The sequence below is a fragment of the Azotobacter bryophylli genome (assembly GCF_042643485.1).
GTDB lineage: Bacteria > Pseudomonadota > Gammaproteobacteria > Pseudomonadales > Pseudomonadaceae > Azotobacter > Azotobacter bryophylli.
In genome coordinates, this window is sequence record NZ_JBHRSJ010000007.1 from 91,441 (window position 1) to 107,050 (window position 15,610).

Annotated in this window: 15 protein-coding genes and 5 tRNA genes; 18 read left to right on the top strand and 2 right to left on the bottom strand. The window is 62.2% G+C overall.

The annotated features are described in order from the left end of the window. Positions 1-33 precede the first annotated feature (33 nt). Together ACFOJE_RS04455 and ACFOJE_RS04460 are read left to right on the top strand one after the other, a co-directional pair. On the top strand, positions 34-363 hold the full coding sequence (locus tag ACFOJE_RS04455) for a ComEA family DNA-binding protein (protein WP_377813068.1): 330 nt from the start codon (positions 34-36) through the stop codon (positions 361-363). Positions 364-686: 323 nt separating this feature from the next. Beyond that, a tRNA-Asn gene (locus ACFOJE_RS04460) sits at positions 687-762 on the top strand. Between the two features lie 147 nt (positions 763-909). Here the strand turns inward: ACFOJE_RS04460 and ACFOJE_RS04465 are convergent. Next, positions 910-2,106, bottom strand: a complete 1,197-nt coding sequence (locus ACFOJE_RS04465; protein WP_377813070.1) for an amino acid aminotransferase — start codon at positions 2,104-2,106, stop codon at positions 910-912. Positions 2,107-2,399: 293 nt separating this feature from the next. On the opposite strand from ACFOJE_RS04465, the gene uvrB reads away from it, so the two are divergent. From uvrB to ACFOJE_RS04495, 6 genes are all read left to right on the top strand, one after another. Beyond that, complete coding sequence (gene uvrB, locus ACFOJE_RS04470) at positions 2,400-4,415, top strand: excinuclease ABC subunit UvrB (RefSeq protein WP_377813072.1); 2,016 nt, start codon at positions 2,400-2,402, stop codon at positions 4,413-4,415. A gap of 135 nt (positions 4,416-4,550) precedes the next feature. Further along, the gene (gene gltX / locus ACFOJE_RS04475; RefSeq protein WP_377813073.1) at positions 4,551-6,032 is read left to right on the top strand and encodes a glutamate--tRNA ligase; all 1,482 of its coding nucleotides are present in this window, start codon (positions 4,551-4,553) and stop codon (positions 6,030-6,032) included. Positions 6,033-6,308: 276 nt separating this feature from the next. Further along, positions 6,309-6,384 (top strand) — tRNA-Ala (locus tag ACFOJE_RS04480). Positions 6,385-6,427: 43 nt separating this feature from the next. Continuing rightward, positions 6,428-6,503, top strand: a tRNA-Glu gene (locus ACFOJE_RS04485). 49 nt (positions 6,504-6,552) lie between these two features. Next, a tRNA-Ala gene (locus ACFOJE_RS04490) sits at positions 6,553-6,628 on the top strand. 43 nt (positions 6,629-6,671) lie between these two features. After that, positions 6,672-6,747 (top strand) — tRNA-Glu (locus ACFOJE_RS04495). Between the two features lie 155 nt (positions 6,748-6,902). Here ACFOJE_RS04495 and sodC read toward each other — a convergent pair. Next, a complete protein-coding gene (sodC, locus tag ACFOJE_RS04500) occupies positions 6,903-7,424 on the bottom strand; it encodes a superoxide dismutase [Cu-Zn] SodC (protein ID WP_377813074.1) in 522 nt (173 codons plus the stop codon). A gap of 234 nt (positions 7,425-7,658) precedes the next feature. Between sodC and ACFOJE_RS04505 the strand changes: the two genes are divergently transcribed. The 10 genes from ACFOJE_RS04505 (at position 7,659) to ccmI (ending at position 15,603) form a co-directional block, all read left to right on the top strand. Next, positions 7,659-8,492, top strand: a complete 834-nt coding sequence (locus ACFOJE_RS04505; protein ID WP_377813075.1) for a MinD/ParA family protein — start codon at positions 7,659-7,661, stop codon at positions 8,490-8,492. 101 nt (positions 8,493-8,593) lie between these two features. Continuing rightward, positions 8,594-9,253, top strand: a complete 660-nt coding sequence (gene ccmA, locus ACFOJE_RS04510) for a cytochrome c biogenesis heme-transporting ATPase CcmA (RefSeq protein WP_377813076.1) — start codon at positions 8,594-8,596, stop codon at positions 9,251-9,253. Continuing rightward, positions 9,250-9,921: a heme exporter protein CcmB gene (gene ccmB / locus ACFOJE_RS04515; protein WP_377813077.1), complete on the top strand. Its 672-nt coding sequence runs from the start codon at positions 9,250-9,252 to the stop codon at positions 9,919-9,921. The genes ccmA and ccmB overlap by 4 nt, the downstream gene beginning before the upstream one ends. A gap of 83 nt (positions 9,922-10,004) precedes the next feature. Then, positions 10,005-10,763 carry a heme ABC transporter permease gene (locus ACFOJE_RS04520; protein WP_377813078.1) on the top strand — a complete coding sequence of 253 codons (759 nt, stop codon included), beginning with the start codon at positions 10,005-10,007 and terminating at the stop codon, positions 10,761-10,763. Further along, positions 10,763-10,939: a heme exporter protein CcmD gene (gene ccmD / locus ACFOJE_RS04525; RefSeq protein WP_377813079.1), complete on the top strand. Its 177-nt coding sequence runs from the start codon at positions 10,763-10,765 to the stop codon at positions 10,937-10,939. Before ACFOJE_RS04520 ends, ccmD begins: the two co-directional genes overlap by 1 nt. After that, positions 10,936-11,403 carry a cytochrome c maturation protein CcmE gene (ccmE, locus tag ACFOJE_RS04530; protein ID WP_377813080.1) on the top strand — a complete coding sequence of 156 codons (468 nt, stop codon included), beginning with the start codon at positions 10,936-10,938 and terminating at the stop codon, positions 11,401-11,403. The genes ccmD and ccmE overlap by 4 nt, the downstream gene beginning before the upstream one ends. After that, positions 11,400-13,373, top strand: coding sequence for a heme lyase CcmF/NrfE family subunit (locus tag ACFOJE_RS04535; protein ID WP_377813081.1), 1,974 nt, complete (start codon positions 11,400-11,402; stop codon positions 13,371-13,373). Before ccmE ends, ACFOJE_RS04535 begins: the two co-directional genes overlap by 4 nt. A 3-nt stretch (positions 13,374-13,376) precedes the next feature. Then, positions 13,377-13,907, top strand: a complete 531-nt coding sequence (locus ACFOJE_RS04540) for a DsbE family thiol:disulfide interchange protein (protein WP_377813082.1) — start codon at positions 13,377-13,379, stop codon at positions 13,905-13,907. After that, entirely contained in the window at positions 13,904-14,377 is a 474-nt protein-coding gene (locus tag ACFOJE_RS04545) for a cytochrome c-type biogenesis protein (protein ID WP_377813083.1), read from the top strand. The genes ACFOJE_RS04540 and ACFOJE_RS04545 overlap by 4 nt, the downstream gene beginning before the upstream one ends. Then, positions 14,374-15,603 carry a c-type cytochrome biogenesis protein CcmI gene (gene ccmI, locus ACFOJE_RS04550; protein WP_377813084.1) on the top strand — a complete coding sequence of 410 codons (1,230 nt, stop codon included), beginning with the start codon at positions 14,374-14,376 and terminating at the stop codon, positions 15,601-15,603. The genes ACFOJE_RS04545 and ccmI overlap by 4 nt, the downstream gene beginning before the upstream one ends. Positions 15,604-15,610: the final 7 nt, after the last annotated feature.

Genomic DNA, 15,610 nt, shown 5'->3' on the forward strand with positions numbered 1-15,610 from the left:
AACTCGCGCCTAACGACACAAGGAGTGCATCCCATGCGTAAGAATCCGTTTTCTTCCCTCCTGTTTGCCCTTCTCACCAGTGCCTCTGTTGCCGTTTCCGCGGTAGAAGCACCGAAGGCCGAAGTTACATCGCCAGTCGTAGTACAGGTTGCCAAGGCAGAGATGGCCAAGGTCAACCTCAATACCGCCGATGCGGCAACGCTCGAGCGGGAACTGCTGGGAATCGGGGCCGTCAAGGCCAAGGCTATTGTTGATTACCGTGAAGCCAACGGCCCGTTCGCTTCGGTAGATGAGCTGCTGGAGGTCAAAGGTATCGGAAATGCGACATTGGAAAAGAATCGGGATAAGTTGAGCATCGACTGACTCGATTGCTGTACTGGGCCGGTCACATGACCGGCCTTTTCTTTTCTCTTTAAAAGAGCCAAGTGCAGGACTGGCACTTAGCGCCGCTAACAATAGATGGGATCACCCGTTCGGCATTGCTGCTACTGTTTGTGAGGGAACTGTGACTGGTTTGTTAGCCACATCCTTCATGTTCGATAAGCAGGCTATATTAGATAAACAACAGATCGGACGCTTCGTATCGTTTTCTGTAAACGGGTGAGGCTATGACGCTAGCTCCTCGTTGGATCGGACTTTAGCGAGCTTGACTTCCCTTTTTGAATCAGTAAGATACGTTTCGTTGTTCCGCGATAGCTCAGTCGGTAGAGCAAATGACTGTTAATCATTGGGTCCCTGGTTCGAGTCCAGGTCGCGGAGCCAGATCGAAAAAGGCCTGATCGAGAGATCAGGCCTTTTTGCATTTCAGGGTTTCTGACTGGGCGCCGATAGTCGCGGAGCAGTCGATTTTCAGAGGGGCTGACGAGGCTGCGCGCCCTTGTGGTGGCGAGCCTCGTCACGGGTGGCTTCTTAGAGTACCTGGGCGATGGCCTGGGTGACGCTGCCGATGTTGTGGTTGTTCAGTGCGGCTACGCAGATCCGACCAGTACTGACGGCGTAGATACCGAACTCGTTTCTCAGGCGTTCCACTTGGTCGGCGGAAAGGCCCGAATAAGAGAACATGCCGCGCTGACGGGCGACGAAACCGAAGTCGCGTTTGGCCCCCAGGGTGGCCAACTGCTCGACCATGGCCAAGCGCATGCTGCGGATGCGCTCGCGCATTTCTCCCAGCTCGGTTTCCCACATGGCACGCAGTTCTGGGCTGTTGAGAACGCTGGAGACGATGCTGGCGCCATGAGTGGGCGGGTTGGAGTAGTTGGTGCGAATGACCCGTTTGACCTGGGAAAGAACCCGGGCAGCCTCGTCCTTCGAGGAGGTGACAATGGACAGTGCGCCAACGCGTTCACCGTATAGGGAGAAGGACTTGGAGAAGGAGCTGGAAACGAAGAATTCAAGGCCCGACTCGGCGAATAGACGCACCGCTTCGGCATCCTGCTCGATGCCATCACCGAAGCCTTGGTAGGCGATGTCGAGGAAGGGTACGTGTTCGCGCTCGCGCAGGACTTCCAAGATGGCTTTCCAGTCGACGATGTCCAGATCGACCCCGGTCGGGTTGTGGCAGCAAGCATGTAGAACGACGATGGAGCGGGGAGGCAGGGCCCTTAGGTCTTCCAGCATGCCTGCACGGTTGACGCCATGGCTCGCTGCCTCATAGTAGCGATAGTTCTGTACCGGGAAGCCGGCGGACTGAAACAGGGCGCGGTGGTTCTCCCAGCTCGGGTCGCTGATGGCGACCACTGCGTCCGGTAGCAGACGCTTGAGGAAGTCGGCGCCGATCTTGAGTGCACCGGTGCCGCCCAGTGCCTGAGTCGTCACCACACGGCCCTCGGCGATCAGCGCGGAGCCGTCCCCGAACAGCATCTTCTGTACAGCGGTGTCATAGGCGGCGATGCCTTCGATCGGCAGATAGCCGCGCGGCGAGTTGGCTGCGAGGCGGGCTTTTTCAGCCTCCTGGACGGCGCGCAGCAATGGAATCCGGCCTTCTTCGTTGTAGTAGACCCCAACGCCGAGATTGACCTTGGTCGGGCGGGTGTCGGCATTGAACGCCTCGTTGAGGCCAAGGATCGGGTCGCGCGGTGCCATTTCTACGGCAGAGAACAAACTCATGGGCGGGGAAGCTCGAAAGAAGAGGGTGGAGGTCCAGGCGACACCCCTACGTTGGCGTAGCAGTCCGTATGAGGAAATGAGGATTTCCAGCGGATTGCCAAAGGGGCGCGCAAACGGGGTAGTAGTATAGCGAGCATGCTGGCTGGCTGCGATATGCTGTCAAGGGTTTCGCCATTCATGTCAGTCCATCTTCTTTTTGTGCCGGGGCGGGTTTCTCAGCCTCCTTGCGCTGTCTGGGTGAATTGGCTTTGCTCGGCTGAGACTCTCGGCGCCATTCGTTGAAGGAGGTATCTATGTCCCATTTCCAACTGGTCACCCGCTTCGAGCCTGCCGGCGATCAACCGGAAGCCATTCGCCAGATGGTGGAGGGGTTGGAGGCGGGATTGGCTCACCAGACCCTGCTCGGTGTGACCGGTTCGGGCAAGACCTTCAGCATCGCCAATGTGATCGCGAAGGTGCAGCGACCGACCCTCGTGCTGGCGCCGAACAAGACCCTTGCAGCGCAACTCTATGGCGAATTCAAGAGCTTTTTCCCGAATAACGCGGTGGAGTATTTCGTTTCCTACTACGACTACTATCAGCCGGAAGCTTATGTTCCTTCCTCAGATACGTATATCGAGAAGGATGCCTCGATCAACGACCATATCGAGCAGATGCGACTGTCGGCGACCAAGGCGCTGCTGGAGCGACCTGACGCGATCATCGTCGCCACCGTGTCGTCGATCTACGGTCTGGGCGATCCGGCCAGCTACCTGAAGATGGTGTTGCACATCGATCGTGGCGACAAAATCGATCAGCGCTCCCTGCTGCGCCGCTTGGCGGACTTGCAGTACACCCGCAACGACTTGGACTTCGCTCGCGCCACCTTCCGTGTGCGGGGTGACGTGATCGACATCTTTCCCGCCGAGTCCGAGCTGGAGGCCATACGTGTCGAACTGTTCGATGACGAGGTGGAGAGCCTGGCCGCTTTCGATCCCTTGACCGGTGAGGTGATCCGCAAGTTGCCGCGCTTCACCTTCTACCCGAAGAGTCACTACGTCACGCCGCGGGAAACCCTGCTGAAGGCGGTGGAGCAGATCAAGGTCGAGCTCAAGGATCGCCTGGAATACCTGCGTGAGCAGGGCAAGCTGGTGGAGGCCCAGCGCCTGGAGCAGCGCACCCGCTTCGATCTGGAAATGATCCTGGAGCTGGGTTACTGCAACGGCATCGAGAACTACTCGCGCTACCTCTCTGGTCGCGCACCGGGTGAGGCGCCTCCGACCCTGTACGACTACCTGCCGGCCAATGCGCTGATGGTCATCGACGAGTCCCATGTCTCGGTGCCGCAGGTCGGTGCCATGTACAAGGGCGACCGCTCGCGCAAGGAAACCCTGGTCGAATACGGCTTTCGTCTGCCTTCGGCACTGGATAACCGGCCGATGCGTTTCGACGAGTGGGAGCGTATCGCGCCGCAGACGATCTTCGTCTCGGCCACGCCCGGCCCCTACGAGGCCGAACATGCCGGGCGGGTGATCGAGCAGGTGGTGCGGCCTACCGGTTTGGTCGACCCCGAGCTGGAGGTGCGCCCGGCCATTACGCAGGTCGATGATTTGCTCTCGGAGATCAACAAGCGCGTCGCGGTCGAGGAGCGGGTGCTGGTCACTACCCTGACCAAGCGTATGGCGGAGGATCTCACCGATTACCTGGCCGACCACAATGTTCGGGTGCGTTACCTGCATTCGGATATCGATACGGTGGAGCGGGTCGAGATCATTCGCGATTTGCGAACGGGCGCTTTCGATGTGTTGGTCGGCATCAACCTGTTGCGCGAGGGGCTGGATATGCCAGAGGTTTCTCTGGTGGCGATCCTGGATGCGGATAAGGAGGGCTTTCTGCGCTCCGAGCGTTCGCTGATCCAGACCATCGGTCGAGCGGCCCGTAACCTGCATGGCAAGGCGATCCTCTATGCCGATACCGTTACCGGCTCGATGCAGCGTGCGATCGACGAGACCGAGCGGCGCCGGGCCAAGCAGATCGCTTTTAACGAGGCTCATGGCATCGTCCCGCGCGGAGTGAAGAAGGACGTCAAGGACATCCTCGAGGGGGCTGTCGTGCCCGGTGCGCGCAGTGGTAAGCGCCGTGGTTTGGCGAAGGCGGCGGAGGAGGGGGGGCGCTACGAGAGCGAGTTGCGTTCACCCAGCGAGATCAACAAGCGGATCCGGCAGTTGGAGGAAAAGATGTACGCGCTGGCCCGCGACCTGGAGTTCGAGGCCGCAGCGCAGGTGCGAGACGAGATCCAATCGCTGCGGGACAAGCTGCTGCAGGTTTGACTCGGTGGTGGTGCCGTCATGTTGGGGGCGGCAGTATCTTCCGGCCGAGCCTGCTTTGGCTGGAGCCCCCGACGCTGCGCCTGCTAACATTCGCGCCTTTCATTCTTTCGTTCGTCCCATTGTCCGGGAGTCTCCATGACCACCGTCCGTACCCGCATCGCGCCGTCGCCGACCGGCGATCCGCACGTCGGCACCGCCTATATCGCCCTGTTCAACCTCTGCTTCGCTCGCCAGCACGGCGGCCAGTTCATCCTGCGCATCGAGGATACCGACCAGCTGCGCTCGACTCGCGAATCCGAGCAGCAGATCTACGATGCCCTGCGCTGGCTGGGTATCGAATGGGATGAGGGGCCTGACGTCGGTGGTCCGCACGGGCCGTACCGGCAGAGCGAGCGTGGCGAGATCTACAAGAAGTATTCGGACGAGCTGGTCGCCAAGGGGCATGCGTTTCCCTGTTTCTGCTCCGCAGAGCGTCTGGATCAGGTCCGCGCCGAGCAGATGGCCAACAAGGAAACCCCGCGTTATGACGGCTACTGCATGCACGTCGCGCCCGAGGAAGCGCAGCGGCGTATCGCCGAAGGTGAATCCCATGTCATTCGGATGAAGGTGCCGAGCGAGGGGGTCTGCGAAGTGCCGGATATGCTGCGCGGGACCGTGGAAATCCCCTGGGACCGCATGGACATGCAGGTGCTGATGAAGGCCGATGGTCTGCCCACCTATTTCCTCGCCAACGTCGTCGATGATCACCTGATGGGGATTACCCACGTTCTGCGGGGCGAGGAGTGGCTGCCCTCGGCGCCGAAGTTGATAAAGCTTTACGAGTATTTCGGCTGGAAGCAGCCGGTGCTGTGCTACATGCCGCTATTGCGCAATCCGGACAAGAGCAAGCTGTCAAAGCGCAAGAATCCGACCTCCATCACCTTCTATCGGCGCATGGGCTTCCTACCCGAGGCGATGCTGAACTACCTAGGGCGTATGGGGTGGTCGATGCCGGACGAGCGCGAGAAGTTCTCGTTGCCCGAAATGATTGAGCATTTCGATATCAATCGTATCTCCCTGGGTGGTCCGATCTTCGATCTGGAGAAGCTCTCCTGGCTGAACGGCCAGTGGCTGCGCGAGCTTTCCGTGGAGGCCTTCGCTGCCGAAGTGCAGAAATGGGCGCTCAATCCCGACTACCTCATGAAGATCGCGCCGCACGTGCAGGGTAGGGTGGAAACTTTCAGTCAGATCGCCCCGCTAGCCAGTTTCTTCTTCATGGGTGGCGTGGCACCAGATGCCAAGCTGTTCGAGCACAAGAAACTATCGCCGGAACAGGTTCGCCAACTGCTGCAGCTGATCCTCTGGAAGCTCGAGGCTTTACGCCACTGGAACAAAGAGAACATCACGGCGATCATCCAGAGGGTCGCCGAGCACCTCGGTCTCAAGCTGCGCGACGCCATGCCTCTGATCTTTCCGGCTGTCACCGGGCAGGCCAGCTCTGTGTCGGTGCTGGATGCCATGGAAATCCTCGGGCCGGATTTGACTCGATTCCGTATGCGTCAGGCCGTTGAATTGCTCGGCGGCGTGTCGAAGAAGGAAACCAAGGAGTGGGAGAAGCTACTGACGGCGATTGGCTGACGCTGTCGATAAAGCCCCGATTCCGTTGTGAGGTCGGGGCTTTCGCCTTCATGGGCTGGTGGTCGGCTCAGGTTTATCTGCTGGGCTTGCTGGTTTTCTGCCCAATGATGGCGTGGATTTGCCGTCCAATTTTCAGTCCTTCCACTAAGTGTTTGTTCTTAAGGCAAAAAAAATTAAGGGGTAAGGAAAAATAGTGTTGACAGGCGTTCGAGTCATCCATAATATGCGCCCCGTCTTCACGACGACCTGATCGGGTGTGTGGATAATCGATAGTTTGGGGCTATAGCTCAGCTGGGAGAGCGCTTGCATGGCATGCAAGAGGTCGACGGTTCGATCCCGTCTAGCTCCACCAATTTCCAGCAGCCCGCCGTATGGGCGGTTTGTGCGAAGGTTACGTCCCCTTCGTCTAGTGGCCTAGGACACCGCCCTTTCACGGCGGTAACAGGGGTTCGAGTCCCCTAGGGGACGCCACTATTCCAGTGCATCGGTTTTTATAATTGATGCGGCCTAGAGTGTTTTTGGGGCTATAGCTCAGCTGGGAGAGCGCTTGCATGGCATGCAAGAGGTCGACGGTTCGATCCCGTCTAGCTCCACCAATTTCCAGCAATCCGCCGTATGGGCGGTTTGTACGAAGGTTAAGTCCCCTTCGTCTAGTGGCCTAGGACACCGCCCTTTCACGGCGGTAACAGGGGTTCGAGTCCCCTAGGGGACGCCAATTTTTACCCTAAATGGGGTTCCAGGGTTATCTCAATTGAGATAACCCTTTTGTTTTTGCGCCGGAAAAACTCCGCTAGGTAGTGTGGCGGAGTTCACTCGCCAAACAAGCCTGAATGAACTCCTCCTTCGCGGGTGATGTCGCCGACTATCCGGTTACTTGATTACCCCGCAGGCCACTCGCTCCCCGCCGCCGCCCAAGGGGGCTGGACTGTCAGCATGATTGTCGCCGCCGGCGTGAATCATTAAGGCGTGGCCTTTGATCTCATCCAAATTTTTCAGGCGTGGTGCTAGGACAGGCTGGTTGGCCTTACCTTCGGTGTTGACGTAAATCGCCGGCAGGTCGCCCATATGGCCATTGCCCCAGGGGTGGTCGTGCTTGCCGCTGTTTTGAGGGTCCCAATGGCCGCCGGCTGCCCCTGCGGCAACTTTCTTGCCATCCTTCTCGGCGGGCTCGCAGCTACCTTGGGCGTGCAAGTGGAAACCGTGGACGCCGGGTTGCAGTCCGCTGAGTTCGGGGGTGAAGACCAGGCCGTACTCGCTCTTTTCGATGCTCACGGTGCCGAGTTGCTTGCCGATACCTTCGCTGGTCACGGCATTCATCGGGACGCTGAGCGGCGCGGCCTGGAGGGAAAAAGCGCAGCTGCTGGTAAGCGCTGCGATCAGCCATTTCTTCATGCAAATCTCCTTTGGTCGGGATATTTCGCCATATGGGCTGTTTGGCTGGGTTGCCAAGCCCGAGGCTGCCCTCGTCCGCTAGCCTGATGGTTTGTGGTGTGGCGACATCAGGTGCGGTTGACCGGGATCCGAGTTGCCCGGTCGGCCGCGTTAGCATAGCGGTCGGCGCCTCCGGTTGCGACGAGCGGTGCTTTTCCAATCCGGGGAGTGCTGCGGGCGAGACAGGTAAAGTCCATGCAAAGCATCCATCCAGTACAGGTGGTCGCTGTCACCAGCGGAAAGGGCGGGGTCGGCAAAAGCACGGTGGCCGTGAATTTGGCCTTGGCCCTGAACGACCTCAGGCGGCGTGTGGTACTGTTCGATGCGGCTCTGGAAATGGCCAATGTGGATCTGCTTCTCGGGTTGACGGTCGAGCGGACTCTGGCCGATGTCCTTGTGGGGCGTTGCGAGTTGAAGGACGTGCTGCTGGTCGGTCCCGGGGGGGTGCGGATCGTTCCGTCTGCCTTGGGTGTGCAGGGGATTCGACGTTTTACGGTGGGTGAATATGCCGGGCTGATCCAGGCCTTCAGCGATATTGGCGAGGATGTCGACGTGCTGGTGGTGGATACTGCCTCCGGGCTCGGCGAGGACATGGTCTGCTTCGCCCGGGCGGCTCAGGAGGTGCTAGTCGTTCTGTGCGACGAGCCGACGTCGATCATGGATGCTTATGAGTTGATCAAGCTGCTGGGGCGAGACTATGGTGTGAGTCGCTTCCGTGTCTTGGCGAACATGGTTGCGGGATCGCAGGAGGGGCGCAATCTTTTTGCCAGGCTGGTGGGGCTGACGGACCACTTTCTCGCCGTGACGCTCCAGTACGCGGGGGCAGTACCTTACGACGAAAGTCTGCGCAAGGCCGTGCAGAAGCAGCGTGCCGTGTACGAAGCCTTTCCTCGTGCGAAAAGCGCTCAGGCGTTTCGTGCACTCGCTGCCCGGATCGATGAGTGGCCGTTGCCGGCCAATCCGAGGGGGCATCTCGAGTTCTTCGTGGAGCGGCTGATTCGGTCGACAAGGGCTGCTGCTGCCGGGTAATGCCCTGTCGAAATTGCCTGCTTCGGTCGGCTGTCCGGTATGTATAATGGCTGGCCCGTTCTGACCGGTGCCTGATTCATCGGGGCGGGTTCTGCCGAATTATGCAGCCGATGGATAGCCTTATCGTGACCAATCCCTTCCTCGAAGCCGTGGCGCTCGCCTGTGAGCGGGATTGGCGCATGCTCTTCGACGGCCTGGACTTCAGTCTATCGCCCGGCGACATGCTCCAGGTGGTCGGTCCCAACGGCAGCGGTAAAACCAGCCTGCTACGTTTGCTGGCCGGGCTGATGCAGCCGACCGCCGGCGAGGTGCGCCTCAAGGGGCGGAGTCTCGAGCGTCAGCGCGGCGAACTGGCGCGTCACCTGTTGTGGATCGGCCATGCCGCCGGAATCAAGGGACTGCTCACCGCCGAAGAGAACCTGACCTGGCTCTGCGCTCTACATCGTCCTGCCGGACGGGATGAGATCTGGCAGTCCCTGGCGTCGGTTGGGCTGCGTGGTTTCGAAGACGTCCCCTGTCATACCCTCTCCGCAGGCCAGCAGCGCCGCGTAGCCCTTGCGCGCCTCTATTTGGATCCGGCGCCTCTGTGGATCCTCGACGAGCCGTTCACGGCCCTCGACAAGTCCGGCGTGGCACAACTGGAAAGACACCTGCGCGAGCATTGCGAACGGGGTGGAATGGTGGTTCTGACCACCCACCACCACTTGCTCGACAAGCCCGACACGTTCCGCGAGCTGGATCTGGGGCAACGCGCCGCATGAGTAACGTATTCACCTTATTGCTGTCCCGCGAGGCGCGCTTGTTGTGCCGGCGCCCGGCCGAACTGGCCAATCCGCTGGTCTTCTTCGCGATCGTCATCGCGCTGTTTCCTCTGGCCGTCGGTCCGGAAAGCGAGCAACTGAGGAATCTGTCGCCCGGTTTGCTGTGGGTAGCGGCCCTGTTGGCGGTACTCTTGTCGTTGGACGGCCTGTTCCGCAGCGATTTCGAGGACGGCTCGCTGGAGCAGTGGGTCGTTTCGCCGCATCCGTTGCCGCTTCTGGTGCTGGCCAAGGTGCTGGCGCACTGGCTGTTCAGTGGGCTGGCCCTGGTTCTGCTGTCGCCCCTGTTGGCGTTGATGCTCGGCTTGCCGGCCGATTGCCTGCCCGAGTTGCTGCTCTCGCTGCTGCTGGGCACTCCCGTGCTGAGTCTGCTGGGAGCCGTCGGCGCCGCGCTCACCGTCGGGTTGAAGCGCGGTGGCCTGTTGTTCGCGCTGTTGATCCTGCCACTGTATATCCCGGTGCTGATTCTGGGCACCGGAACTCTGCAGGCGGCCCTGCAAGGACTGCCGACAGCCGGCTATCTGTTGTGGATGGCCAGCCTGACCGCTTTGGCGGCCACCTTGAGTCCCTTCGCGATTGCCGCCGGTCTGACCATCAGCGTCGGTGAGTGACGGGTGCTCATCCGCAAGGCTGTGCTCCGGAAAAGGCCTGGCCCCGGGGCGGGTTTGACTGGTTTCGAGAGAGTGTGGATGTCTTGATGAACTGGACTTGGTTTCACAAACTGGGCTCGCCCAAATGGTTCTACGAAATCAGCGGGCGCTGGCTGCCCTGGTTGGCCGCGGCTGCCGTGTTGCTGCTGGTTGTCGGCAGCGTCTGGGGGCTGGCCTTCGCTCCGCCGGAGCGCTATCAGGGCAACAGCTACCGGATCATCTTCATCCATGTGCCGGCTGCCTTCCTGGCCCAGAGCTGCTATCTGATGCTGGCCGTCGCCGGCTTGGTGAGCCTGGTCTGGAAGATGAAGGTGGCCGATATCGCCCTGCAGCAGGCAGCCCCCGTCGGTGCCTGGATGACGGTGATAGCGCTGATCACCGGTGCCATCTGGGGTAAGCCGACCTGGGGTTCCTGGTGGGTGTGGGATGCCCGCTTGACCTCAATGCTGATCCTGCTGTTCCTCTATTTCGGCGTCATCGCCCTGGGGCATGCCATCACCAACCGCGAGAGTTCGGCCAAGGCCTGTGCGGTGCTGGCCATCGTTGGCGTGGTGAACATCCCCATCATCAAGTACTCGGTGGAGTGGTGGACCAGCCTGCACCAGCCGGCCAGCTTCACGATTGCCGGGAAGGCCTCCATGCCGTCCGAGATGTGGCTGCCGCTGCTGATCATGGTCATCGCTTTTTACTGTTTCTTCGGCGTCGTGCTGCTGATGCGCATGCGCCTCGAAGTGCTCCGGCGCGAAGCCCGCAGCAGCTGGGTCCGGGCCGAGGTGCTGCGCCAGGCAGGGGAGGTGTGCTGATGTATTTCGAGTCCTTCGCCGATCTGCTCGCCATGGGCAAGCATGGCGTCTACGTGTGGTCCGCCTATGGCATCGGCCTGGCGGTGCTGGTTCTCAATGTCGTGCTGCCCATCGTGGCACGTCGACGTTATCTGCAAGACACGGCGCGTCGTTTGCGCCGGGAGGAAGCCAAGTGAATCCGGTTCGCAAGAAACGCCTGTTCATCATCCTGGGACTCCTCGCTGGCGTAGGGATAGCCGTGGCCCTGGCCTTGTCCGCGCTGCAGCAGAACATCAACCTGTTCTATACGCCGACCCAGATCGTCAACGGCGAGGCGCCCGAGGGTGCACGCATCCGCGCTGGCGGCCTGGTGGAGGTGGGCTCGCTGCAGCGCAGTGAGGACTCGCTGACCGTGACCTTCCGCGTCACCGACGGCAAGGAAACCGTGACCATCCGCTACCAGGGCATCCTGCCCGACCTGTTCCGTGAAGGGCAGGGCATCGTCGCCCTGGGCAAGGTCAATGGCGATGGGGTGCTGGTCGCCGATGAAGTGCTGGCCAAGCACGACGAGAACTACATGCCGCCGGAGGTCACCCAGGCCCTGGAGCAGAGCGGCAAGCTGAAGCACTACGAAGGCGCCAAGCAGGAGGTCAAGCAATGATTCCGGAGCTTGGTCATCTGGCGCTGATTCTCGCTCTGTGCCTGGCGCTGGTACAGGCCACGCTGCCGATGATCGGCGCCTGGCGTGGCGATCGGCAGTGGATGAGCCTGGCCCAGCCGGCTGCCTGGGGACAGTTCGCCTTCCTGCTGTTCTCGTTTGCCTGCCTGGCCCATGCCTTCCTGGTCGACGACTTCTCGGTCGCCTATGTCGCCAGCAACTCCAACAGTGCCTTGCCCTGGTACTACAAGCTCAGCGCCGTGTGGGGCGCCCATGAGGGGTCGCTGCTGCTTTGGGCGCTGATCCTCGGCGGCTGGACTTTCGCCGTGTCGGTCTTCTCCCGTCAGCTGCCGGAGGAGATGCTGGCCCGCGTGCTCGGCGTGATGGGCATCATCAGCTGCGGTTTCCTGCTGTTCCTGCTGATCACCTCCAACCCCTTCGGGCGCCTGTTGCCGCAGATGCCGACCGATGGGCGAGATCTCAACCCGCTGCTGCAGGACTTCGGCCTCATCGTCCATCCGCCGATGCTCTACATGGGCTACGTGGGCTTCTCGGTGGCCTTCGCCTTCGCCATCGCCGCACTGCTGGGCGGACGTCTGGATGCCGCCTGGGCCCGCTGGTCGCGGCCCTGGACCCTGGTCGCCTGGTCCTTCCTCGGCTTCGGCATCGTGCTCGGTTCCTGGTGGGCCTACTACGAATTGGGCTGGGGCGGCTGGTGGTTCTGGGACCCGGTGGAGAACGCCTCCTTCATGCCCTGGCTGCTGGGTACGGCGCTGCTGCACTCGCTGGCGGTGACGGAGAAGCGCGGGGTGTTCAAGAGCTGGACGGTGCTGCTGGCCATCGCTGCCTTCTCCCTGAGTCTGCTCGGTACCTTCCTGGTCCGTTCCGGCGTGCTGACCTCCGTGCATGCCTTCGCCAACGATCCCGAGCGCGGCATCTTCGTCCTTGGCTTCCTGCTGGTGGTGGTGGGCAGCTCGCTGACCCTGTTCGCCATCCGCGCCCCGGTGGTCAAGAGCCAGGTGGGCTTCGCCCTGTGGTCGCGGGAGATGCTGCTGCTGGTGAACAACCTGGTGCTGATGGTGGCGGCCTCGACCATTCTGCTCGGCACCCTCTATCCGCTGCTGCTGGACGCGCTGTCCGGCGCCAAGTTGTCGGTCGGCCCGCCGTACTTCAATGCTCTGTTCCTGCCGCTGATGGGCTTGCTGATGCTGACCCTCGGAGTGGGCGTTCTGGTGCGCTGGAAGGATACGCCGCAGAAATGGCTGATCGGCATGCTCACCCCGGTTCTGCTGGCCAGCGTGGTGCTCGCCGCGGCTGCCTCTTTCCTGCTCGGCGATTTCGCCTGGGCAGTGCTGGCCACCTGTTTCCTGGCGGCCTGGGTGGTCCTCACCGGCGTTCGCGATCTGCTCGACAAGACCCGCCACAAGGGGCTGCTCAAGGGCATGCTGAGTCTGTCGCCGAGCTACTGGGGCATGCAACTGGCCCATGCCGGGCTCGCCGTGTGTGCCCTGGGTATCGTGCTGACCAGCCAGGAGAGCGTCGAACGCGACCTGCGCATGGCGCCGAACGATACCCTGGAGCTGAGCGGCTACCGCTTCGTCTTCGAGGGAACCCGGCATCACCGCGGACCCAACTACGAGGGTGACCGGGGCACCATTCGGGTCTTCGAGGACGGCGACGAGGTCGCCGTGCTGCATCCGGAGAAGCGCATCTACACCGTGCGCGGCATGCCCATGACCGAGGCCGGAATCGACGCCGGATTCACCCGTGACATCTACGTCGCCCTGGGCGAGCCGCTGGAGAACGGCGCCTGGGCTGTGCGGTTGCATATCAAGCCGTTCGTCCGCTGGATCTGGCTGGGCGGCCTGCTGACCGCCCTCGGCGGGGTACTGGCGGCGAGCGACCGTCGTTATCGGGTCAAGGTGAAGACCCGCGTGCGCGAGGCCCTGGGCCTGGCCGGACAAGGAGCCTGATCGATGAAAAGAGCCATCCTGCTGCTGCCGCTGCTGATCTTCCTGGGCGTCGCGGTGTTCCTCTACCGGGGGTTGTTCCTCAACCCCGCCGAGCTGCCTTCGGCGCTGATCGACAAGCCGTTCCCGTCCTTCTCGTTGCAGTCGGTGGTGGATGCTCAGAAGCTGATCAGCGAAGCCGACCTCAAGGGCAAGCCGGCGTTGGTCAACGTCTGGGCCACCTGGTGCGTGTCCTGCAAGGCTGAGCATCCGGTTCTCAACCAGCTGGCCGAACAGGGTGTGCTGATCCACGGGATCAACTACAAGGACGACAATGCCGCCGCCCAGAAGTGGCTGAGCGAGTTCCACAATCCTTACCAGCTCGACATTCGCGACGAGCAGGGCACGCTCGGCCTGGATCTCGGCGTCTACGGCGCGCCTGAAACCTTCCTCATCGACAAGCACGGGATCATCCGCCACAAGTTCGTTGGCGTGATCGACGAGCGGGTCTGGCGCGAGCAGCTCGCCGCGCGCTACCAGGAGTTGGTGGACGAATGAAAAAACTGATCCGCGCGGCGCTGCTCGGTCTCGCGCTGAGCACGACGGCGCATGCCGCCATCGACACCTACGACTTCAAGAGCGATGCCGAGCGCGAGCGCTATCGCAGCCTGACCGAGGAGCTGCGTTGTCCCAAGTGCCAGAACCAGAACATCGCCGACTCCGACGCGCCCATCGCCATGGACCTGCGCCGCGAGATCTACCGCATGCTCGGCGAGGGGCGGAGCAACGAGCAGATCGTCGACTTTCTGGTGTCGCGCTATGGCGATTTCGTCCGCTACAAGCCGCCGGTCGATGCCCGCACCGCACTGCTCTGGTTCGGCCCGGCCACCCTGCTGGTGGTGGGCTTCGGCGTGCTGGCAGTCGTCCTGGTCCGTCGCCGGCGCAGCGCCGCCGGTCCGGCCGCGAACACCCTTTCTCCCGCCGAGCGCGAACGCCTCGCCACGCTGTTGGATAAAAAAGACTCATGATCGATTTCTGGATCGCCGCCGGCCTGCTGCTGCTGGCGGCACTGGCTTTCCTGCTGGTTCCCATCCTACGCGGCCGCCGTGCCCAGGCCGAGGAGGACCGCACGGCGCTCAACGTCGCCCTCTATGAAGAACGTCTGGCCGAGCTGGACGCCCAGTGCGCCGCTGGCACCCTGACTGCCGAACAGTTGGAGGCCGGGCGAGCCGAAGCGGCGCGCGAGCTGCTGGCCGATACCTCGGGTGGCGAGGAAAGCCGTCGCACCACCCTGGGCAGGGCGGTGCCACTGATCGTCGCGTTGCTGGTGCCGTTGCTCGGCTACGGCCTGTATCTGAGCTGGGGCGCCAGCGACAAGCTGGAGGTGGCTCGCCGGTTCGCCCAGGAGCCGAAGACACTGGAAGAGATGACCGCGCGCCTGGAGCAGGCCGTCAAGGTCCAGCCGGACTCGGCCGAAGGCTGGTATTTCCTCGGTCGCGCCTACATGGCCCAATCGCGCCCGGCCGACGCCGCAGGCGCCTTCGAGCAGGCCGCCAATCTCGCCGGACGCCCGGCGGAAATCCTCGGGCAGTGGGCCCAGGCCCTCTATTTCGCCGGCAACAAGCAGTGGAGCCCGCAACTGCAGGCTCTCACCGACGAAGCGCTCAAGTCCGATCCGAGCGATGTCACCAGCCTCGGGCTGCTCGGCATCGCGGCCTTCGAGGAAAAGCGCTACGCCGATGCCGTCCGCTACTGGGAGCGTCTGGTGGCATTGCTGCCCAAGGACGAACCATCCCGTGCGGCGATCGAGGGCGGTATCGCCCGTGCCCGCGCCCAAGGCGGCTTGCCGCCCGCGCCGGCTCCGTCGGCCGATGCCGTTGCGGCGCAGGGCGAGGTCGAGCTGAAGGTGACCGTGGCCCTCGATCCGTCTCTGCGCGACAAGGTGCAGCCGGACGATACGGTGTTCGTCTTCGCTCGCGCGGCTTCCGGCCCGCCGATGCCGTTGGCGGTCGAGCGCCTGCGCGTGGCGGACCTGCCGGCCCAGGTGGCGCTCAGCGATGCGGATGCGATGATGCCCCAGCTCAAGCTGACCAATTTCCCGGAAGTCGAGCTGGTCGCCCGGATTTCCCGTGCCGGCAATGCCGTTTCCGGCGATTGGCTGGGCAGCCTGCCGGCGGTGAAGACGGCGGCGTCCGGTGCGTACGAGGTGACCATCGATCGGCCGGATACCGCGAAGGTCAGACCGATGCCCTGAGCCGGAG